Here is an 8,525-nt window from a genome sequence, read left to right as displayed (position 1 = left end):
GTTCTGTACCTTCAATCGGTTTAAAGCCCGGACCAACTTCTACGGTCGTTACGCTTTCAATATGCCCGTCCTGTTCGATAATGGAGGCGATCGTCGTCTGGAAACGACGCGGATCTTCTCCAAATCGTTCTATAGCTTCTTTTTGCCCGTAATCGGTTTTCAGGACTTTGGGCCATTCCGGCCATGGATTGTTTTCAGCGCGGTGCAGCGGCGGCTTGGGCATCATTTCCAGAGCAGTAACGGATTTGCAGTGCTGACGAAGAACGGTTCCTGTGCAGTCATTTCCCGTATCCCCGCCGCCGACGATAATCACGTTTTTGTCTTTGGCCGAAATCAGAAAATCGGTACCGGCCAGAACATCCTTAGTCATCTGCCGCAAAAAATCGACCGCATAATATACGCCGCCAAGCGCCGTGTCGACTCCATTCAGACTGCGCGGCACGATGCTGCCGGCTGCCAGAACGATCGCGTCGTACTGCGTTTTTAGCTGTTCAAAGGAAATGTCCCTGCCGGCTTCTACGCCGCAAAGAAAAGCCACGCCTTCCTGTTCGAGCAGATGGATGCGCCGTTCAACGACTGACTTGTCGAGTTTCATGTTGGGAATGCCGTACATCAGAAGTCCGCCAGGACGATCGTCCTTTTCATAGACATCCACAAAGTGACCGCGCCGATTGAGATAGTTTGCGCAGCTCAGACCGGAAGGACCGGAACCGATGATCGCCACGCGCTTTCCGGTCTGTTCCTCAATTTCGGCCGGCTTGACCCAGCCGTTTTTAAACCCGTTTTCAATAATGAAAAACTCGTTGTCATGAACCGTGGTCGGCTGTGAATCGATGCCGTTGATGCACGCCTTTTCACAGAGCGCAGGGCAGACCCGGCTGGTAAATTCAGGAAACGGGTTCGTTTTCAAAAGCCGGATGAGGGCGTACTGATCGTTTTTGAGGGCGAGCTGTTCGTTCCATTCCGGAATGAGATTGTGAAGCGGACAGCCTGTCGTCATTCCGTTCAGGGAAATCGCGGACTGACAGAACGGAACGCCGCAGTGCATGCAGCGCGCCGCCTGTTCTCTTCTTCGTCTTTCGTCTAAGGGACGATGAAATTCGCCAAACGTTTTCAAACGTTCGGATTCCGGAAGAATCGGGTCATCCTGCCTGGTGTATTCAAGAAATCCAAAGTTCTTTTCCATAGTGACATCGTCCTTTCTAGTGCGGATGGGCCATCTCAAAGGCTTTGAGAGCGGCTTCCTGTTCGCTGTAGCCCAGATCTTCAAGCGCCTTGATATCTGTGCGGATTTTCTGGTAATCGCGCGGCACGATTTTCTTGAACTGATCGAGCTTCGTCCGATAGTCCTTTAAAAGCGATGCAGCTAAAGGACTGCCGGTCGCTTTCACATGGTCTTTAAGAATGGCTTCAAGGGCCTCAATATCGGTTTTGCTTTCCAGCATTTCCAGATCGACAAGTTCCGGGTTCACATGGAGATACAGCTCATGCTCTCGATCGAGCACGTAGGCGATGCCGCCGCTCATGCCGGCCGCAAAGTTTTTGCCGACCGGACCTAAAACCACGGCCGTTCCGCCAGTCATGTATTCGAGTCCGTGATCGCCGCAGCCCTCACAGACCGCCACGGCGCCAGAGTTTCGAACGCAGAAGCGTTCGCCGGCTTTTCCGTTGATGAACGCTTTGCCCGAAGTGGCTCCATAAAGCGCCACATTGCCGATGATCACATTTTCTTCCGGTTTAAAGCCGGAAACTTTTGGCGGATAAATGGCCAGCGTACCGCCAGAAAGACCTTTTCCAAAGTAATCGTTGGCATCGCCTTCACATTCCAGGCGCAGCCCTTGCGGAATGAACGCGCCAAAGGACTGTCCGGCACCGCCATGCGCCCGTACGGTAATCAGATCTTCGTCCAGCGTTTCGCCTTTGGCTAAAGAGCGGGTCATTTCACTGCCAAGAATCGTGCCAAAGGTGCGGTTGGTCGAACAGATGTCGACATCCATCTCACACGCTTTTCTGCGTTTCAGATTTTTGCGCAGCGCAGGAAGGAGCACATCCACATCCAGACTCTGTTCGAGATGAAAATCAAACGCCTGACCGCTTTGATGATGGATCGGTTCAATGCCTTTGAGAAGATCATCAAGATGAGCAAGTTCCGCGCGTTCGAGTGCCTGCGTATTTCGGACTTTCAGACAGCTGGCCGCCTGACCAACCATTTCATCGAGCGTCGCAAAGCCCAGTTCAGCCATGATTTCGCGCAGTTCCATGGCGGTAAAACGCATGAAGTTCATGACGTATTCCGGTTTGCCCTTAAAGCGCTTGCGCAGTTCTTCGTTCTGAGTCGCAATGCCAAACGGACACGTATCGAGTGAGCAGACGCGCATCATGCGGCAGCCCATGGATACGAGCGGAGCCGTCGCAAAGCCAAATTCTTCCGCGCCAAGTAACGCCGCGATGGCGACATCGATTCCGCTCATGAGCTTGCCGTCCGTTTCGAGAATCACCTGCTGACGCAGACCATTGGCACTCAGTTCCTTATGCGACTGAATGAGACCGAGCTCCCAGGGAAGACCTGCATGATGGATCGAACTCTGGCCGGCAGCGCCGGTACCACCGTCGTAGCCGGAAATCAGGATGACCGCCGCACCGGCCTTGGCGACACCGCAGGCGACGGTGCCTACCCCGTTTTCCGAACAGAGCTTGACGGAAATTCTGGCGTCTCGATTCGCGTTTTTCAAATCGAAAATGAGCTGGGCGAGATCTTCAATCGAGTAAATATCGTGGTGAGGAGGCGGAGAAATCAGCGTTACGCCTGGCGTGGAACAGCGCGTTTTCGCGATCCATGGATACACTTTGCCGCCTGGCAGATGACCGCCTTCGCCCGGCTTGGCGCCCTGCGCCATCTTGATCTGAATTTCGCTGGCGGAGCAGAGATAGGCGGAATCGACGCCAAAGCGGCCGGAAGCAACCTGCTTAATGGCGGAATTGCGCAAGGTTCCATAGCGTTCGGGCCGTTCGCCGCCTTCCCCGGAGTTCGAACGGCCGCCCAGACGGTTCATGGCTTCCGCCATGCATTCGTGCGCTTCCTGAGAAATGGACCCATACGACATGGCCCCCGTTTTAAAGCGTTTCACGATCGATTCAACGGGTTCGACATCTTCCAGCGGAATCGATGGACGGCTTCCCTCAAAACAAAGAAGGTTGCGCAGGTTATGGGGTGCATTTTCGTCATGAATCCGTTTCGAATACGCTTTGAACAAGTCATAATCCCCGGTCTGCACTGCGCTCTGGAGCATAACAATCGCTTCTGGAGAATACAGGTGGTCTTCCTTGCCTTTGCCCGAGCGCAGCTTATGAAAGCCGATCGAATCGAGAGACGTATTGGCGCGCAATCCGAGCGGATCGAAGGCACGGGCGTGGCGCCAGAGCAGATCTTCTTCGATTTCCTTCAGACCAATACCGCCGATTTCGTACTGCGTATTCGTGAAGTACGCGTCGATAACGTCTTTGGAAATACCTACGGCTTCAAAAATCTGAGCACCCTGATACGACTGGAGGGTGGAAATGCCCATTTTGGCGGCAATTTTGACGATGCCCGAAAGGACCGCCTGATTGTAGTCTTCGATGGCTTTGGAAGGTTCCTTATCGAGAATGTCCTTGTCGATCAGCTCTTCGATGCATTCGTGGGCGAGATACGGATAAATGCCGCTGGCACCAAAACCGAGCAAAGCCGCAAATTCATGGACCGTTTTCGGCTCGCCGCTTTCGAGAAGAATCGACATGGCCGTCTTCTTTTTCGTAGCGACCAGATGCTGTTCAAGGGCCGAAACCGCAAGCAGACTCGGAATCGCCATATGGCTTTCGTCCACGCCCTGGTCGGAAAGAATCAGAATCGAACAGCCGTCCCGGTATGCCCGGTCGCATTCGATAAACAGCTGATCGAGCGCGTCCTTGAGGGGCATTCCTTTGTAAAAGAGCAGGGAAATGACGCGGGATTTCAGTCCCGGCTGATTGAGACTGCGAATTTTGTCCATGTCGCTGGCATCGAGAATGGGATGATTGATTTCCAGCAGTGCGCAGTTGCCGGCTTTTTCTTCGAGAAGATTTCCAGAAGAACCAATATAGATGGTCGTATCGGTAACGACTTTTTCGCGCAGCGAATCGATCGGCGGATTGGTGACCTGCGCGAACAGCTGCTTGAAATAATGAAAGAGCGTGGGATGAAGTTTCGAGAGCAGCGCTAACGGAACATCGGTTCCCATGGAAGCAATCGGTTCTTTTGCTTCTCTGGCCATCGGCAAAATCTGATCGTTCACATCTTCGTAAGTGTAGCCGAAATTGCGGTACAGTTCGTCGCGCAGTTTCTGCTCGTGCATCTGCGGTTTTCGATCGCGCGCTTTGAGATCTTCGAGATGCATGAGTTTCAGGCTCAGCCATTCGCCATACGGGTGAGAACTGGCGTAGCGCGCTTTCAGTTCTTCATCAGGAATCAGGCGGCCTTCCTTCGTATCGATCAGCAGCATTCGGCCGGGCATCAGCCGCGATTTTTCGACGATCTGATCCGGTTCAATATCGAGTACGCCGACTTCCGAAGAAAGAATGAACTGCCCGTCTTTGGTGATGTAGTAGCGCGCTGGACGCAGACCGTTTCGATCAAGAACTGCCCCGCACACTTCGCCATCGGAAAACAGAATGGCCGCTGGACCGTCCCAGGGTTCCATCATGGTCGCGTAGTAGTGATAAAAGTCCTTGCGCTTTGGATCCATCGGGACATGTTTCCACGGTTCGGGAATGCAGATTGCAACCGCCTTGGCCAGATCCATGCCGTTCATCGTCAGAAATTCGAGTGTATTGTCGAGCATGGCTGAATCGGATCCATCCGGATTAATGACGGGAAGGACTTTTTTATACTGGGTGTCGATCAGCGGACTCGTCATGCTTTCTTCACGCGCCAGCATGCGGTTTGCATTGCCGCGAATTGTGTTGATTTCGCCGTTGTGCGCAATCATCCGGTTGGGATGCGCGCGTTTCCAGCTTGGTTTTGTGTTGGTCGAAAAGCGGGAATGCACGATCGCGATAGCACTCTGATAGTCTTCCGACTGCAGATCCAGATAAAACCGCCGCAGCTGATCCACTAAAAACATGCCTTTGTAGACGATCGTCCGGCAGGAAAGCGACGCGACGTATGTGTGCGGACAGCTCTTTTCAAACTCGCGGCGAAGCACATGGAGCAGACGATCAAAGTCCTTGCGCGTCTTTACTGTATCTGGCGCTTTGAGAAACGCCTGCCAGATGGAGGGCATGCATTCTTTTGCGGGTTCGCCAAGAATTTCTTCCTGAACGGGCACCTTTCGCCAGCCAAGAAACGTACAGCCTTCCTTGCGGGCCATCGTCACAAACAGCTTTTTGGCCTGGTTTCGTTCGAGTTCATTTTGCGGAAAGAAAAACATGCCGATGCCGGTACGGCCATTGGGGACGTAGTCGATATCGATCTGCCGGCAGGCCTTGGTGAAAAAGGTATCGCTGACCTGCAGAAGAATGCCGACTCCATCGCCTACCGTTCCGCTGGCATCTTTTCCGGCGCGGTGTTCGAGCTTTTCGACAATATGGAGCGCCTGGTCGACAACGTGATGGGAAGGCGTACCGTCCATCTGACAGACGGTACCGATGCCGCAGGCATCGTGTTCTTTCAGGAATTCATTCATAAGGATTTCCTTTCTAGCTTCCGCTTTCCCCGTAGTTGGAAAGCACGCGGGCGGAGGGATCTTTCACATCGCATCCCTTCCAGTTTTTATTGGGCATCCAGAAATCGACAATCATCTGCGACTGGCCTGGATAGTGTTTTTCAAACAGTTCGCGATACAGCAGCGACTCCTTGGTAAAGGGCATCGCATGCGTATACTGCTGTCTCTTTTCTTCGAATTCTTCATCGGTATATCGTTCTTCGGCATACGCTTTGAGATCATCGGCCATCGAATGGCCGACCGCATCCGAGAACGCGGCTTTCTGACGGAAGAGAATGGACTCAGGAAGCAGATGATCCTCTTCAAAAGCATGCCGCAGAAGGTATTTGCCGATGCCGTACGTATTCATCTTTCTGGCCGGATCGACGGCCATTACGTAGGAGACGAAATCGAGATCTCCAAAGGGGACCCGGGCTTCCATGGAATGGGTGGAAATGCACCGGTCGGCTCGCAGAACGTCATACATATGCAGCTCGCGTACACGCTTCTCGCTTTCTTTCTGGAATTCTTCAGGGGAGGGGGCGAAGTCGGTGTATTTGTACCCGAACAGCTCATCGGAAATCTCACCGGTCAGAAGCACGCGGATATCGCTCATTTCCCGGATCTTTTTGCAGAGGAGATACATGCCCATGGACGCGCGGATCGTTGTGATATCAAACGTAGCCAGTTCGGCAATGACTTCTTCCAGAGAGGAGAGCACTTCCTCTTTGGTCATGATCAGTTCGTGATGATTACTTCCGATAAATTCAGCGACCTGTCTTGCGTATTTGAGATCGATCGCATCGTCTTCCATGCCGATCGCAAACGTTTCGATCGGACGGTCCATATGTCTGGCGGCGATGGCGCAGACCAGAGAGGAATCGAGTCCTCCGGAAAGGAGGAAACCGACGGGCATATCCGCATCCAGGCGTTTCAGCACGCCGTCAATCAGCCGGTCATGAATGGTTTTGCAGATCGTTTCAAGATCATCGTCAATCACGGCATCCACCTGACTCATGTCACGATAACAGATGAACTGACCGTCTTTGTAAAAATGTCCGGGCGGGAAGGGATAAATCGTTTCGACCAGCCCTTCCAGGTTTTTGGCTTCTGAGGCAAAGCAGATTTCGCCGTATGGGGTATAGCCGTAATGCAGAGGACGAATGCCGATCGGATCGCGGGCAGCGATCAGCGATTTCGACTGGCCATCGTAAATCACGCACGCAAATTCCGCATCAAGCTGTTCAAACATCCCGGTGCCGTATTCTTCGTAAAGAGGAAGCAGAATTTCGCAGTCAGAATCGGAATGGAAGGCATAGCCTCTGGCCGCCAGTTCGCTTTTGATTTTTCGAAACCCGTAAATTTCGCCATTGCAGACCAGCGCATTTTCGCCAAGAAAGAAGGGCTGCATGCCTGAAGCGTCAGGGCCCATAATGGACAGCCGCTGGAATCCAAGCACTGCGCCATCGAGTACAACGACCTTCGTGTCATCCGGTCCGCGGGTTTCCGTTTTCTTCAAAGCCGCTTCGATTGCATCAGCATTCGGATGATAAGTCTGTACGGAAAAAACTGTGCACATAAGATTCTCCTTAAAAATGGGTGAAAGAAAACAAGCGGCAGAGCCGCTTGTGAAATTTAGAGTCCAAACAGAAGTCGATCGTAGCCAGGGAACGGCCAGTATTTCTGGTCCGTCATGGTTTCGAGCGCGTCGCAATGCTTTCTCAGCTCTTCCATATCCGGGAGGATTACTTCGCGGACATAGTCGGCTGCAGTTTCGATCGGTTCCAGATGATCCATCGTATCGCGATCGGCCTTGAGCTGTTCGAGCGCTGCAAACGCTTTGGTCAGTTCGGAATTGCCGCGCGCCAGCATCGTGCCTTCGTAGCCCTGATCGGCGGGCAGACCCACCTGGGTTTTGACTAGAACGGTATCGGCAAGCGATTTCTGATAGGCACTGACGGCAGGAAGGATTTCCTGGCCGGCCATGTCGATCATCGTTCTGGCTTCGATGTTCAGCAGATGAACGTATTCTTCCATCAGGATTTCATAGCGGGAGAGAACTTCTTCTTCGCTCAGAACGTGATGCCGTTCAAAGAGCGCAATATTCTCGGGGCGTTTTAAATACGGGATGGCTTCCGGCGTGGTCCTGAGATTGAGCAGGCCGCGGCGTTCGGCTTCTTCGACCCATTCGTCGGAATAGCCGTTGCCATTAAAGATGATGCGGGAATGATTCGTGAAAATGTCACGAAGCAGCTTGTGCAGAGCGGAAGGAAGATCTTCGGCCTGTTCGAGCACGTCGGCAATCTGCATCAGCGAATCGGCGATCGCCGTATTCAGAATCATATTGATGCCGGCAATGGACTGGGCGGAGCCGGGCATACGGAATTCAAACTTGTTGCCGGTAAACGCGAACGGGGATGTGCGGTTGCGGTCGGTCGTGTCAACGGGAAGTTTAGGCAGAACGCGGGCACCGATGTTCATGAACTGCTTGTCCTTGCTTCCGTAATCGGCATCGGCTTTGATCGCTTCGATGACTTCCGCGAGTTCGTCGCCGGTAAAGATGGAGATGATAGCCGGAGGCGCTTCGTTTGCACCCAGACGGTGATCGTTTCCGGCGGTGGCTACCGAAAGGCGGAGCAGATCCTGGTGTTCGTCGACGGCTTTGACAATGCCGGCCAGGAACGTCAGAAACTGCAGGTTTTCGTACGGGGTATCGCCGGGTTCGAGAAGGTTTAGTCCGGTATTGGTGGAGAGGGACCAGTTGTTGTGCTTGCCGCTGCCGTTAATGCCTGCAAAAGGCTTTTCGTG

At 53.1% G+C, this 8,525-nt stretch carries 3 protein-coding genes and 1 pseudogene; all 4 read right to left on the bottom strand.

The annotated features are described in order from the left end of the window. Positions 1 to 1,186: glutamate synthase subunit beta (locus tag ACLUYS_RS08350; RefSeq protein ID WP_412659587.1), on the bottom strand; the 1,186-nt coding region annotated here is incomplete at its 3' end. 16 nt (positions 1,187 to 1,202) lie between these two features. Then, the gene (gene gltB, locus ACLUYS_RS08345) at positions 1,203 to 5,699 is read right to left on the bottom strand and encodes a glutamate synthase large subunit (protein WP_412659586.1); all 4,497 of its coding nucleotides are present in this window, start codon (positions 5,697 to 5,699) and stop codon (positions 1,203 to 1,205) included. 13 nt (positions 5,700 to 5,712) lie between these two features. Then, on the bottom strand, positions 5,713 to 7,296 hold the full coding sequence (gene asnB, locus ACLUYS_RS08340; protein ID WP_412659585.1) for an asparagine synthase B: 1,584 nt from the start codon (positions 7,294 to 7,296) through the stop codon (positions 5,713 to 5,715). 56 nt (positions 7,297 to 7,352) lie between these two features. Beyond that, positions 7,353 to 8,525: pseudogene (locus ACLUYS_RS08335) on the bottom strand (glutamine synthetase type III); the annotation flags it as partial.

This window comes from Allobaculum sp. (assembly GCF_047010065.1).
GTDB classification, from domain to species: domain Bacteria; phylum Bacillota_I; class Bacilli_A; order Erysipelotrichales; family Erysipelotrichaceae; genus Allobaculum; species Allobaculum fili.
This window is presented reverse-complemented; position numbering and strand designations above follow the sequence as displayed.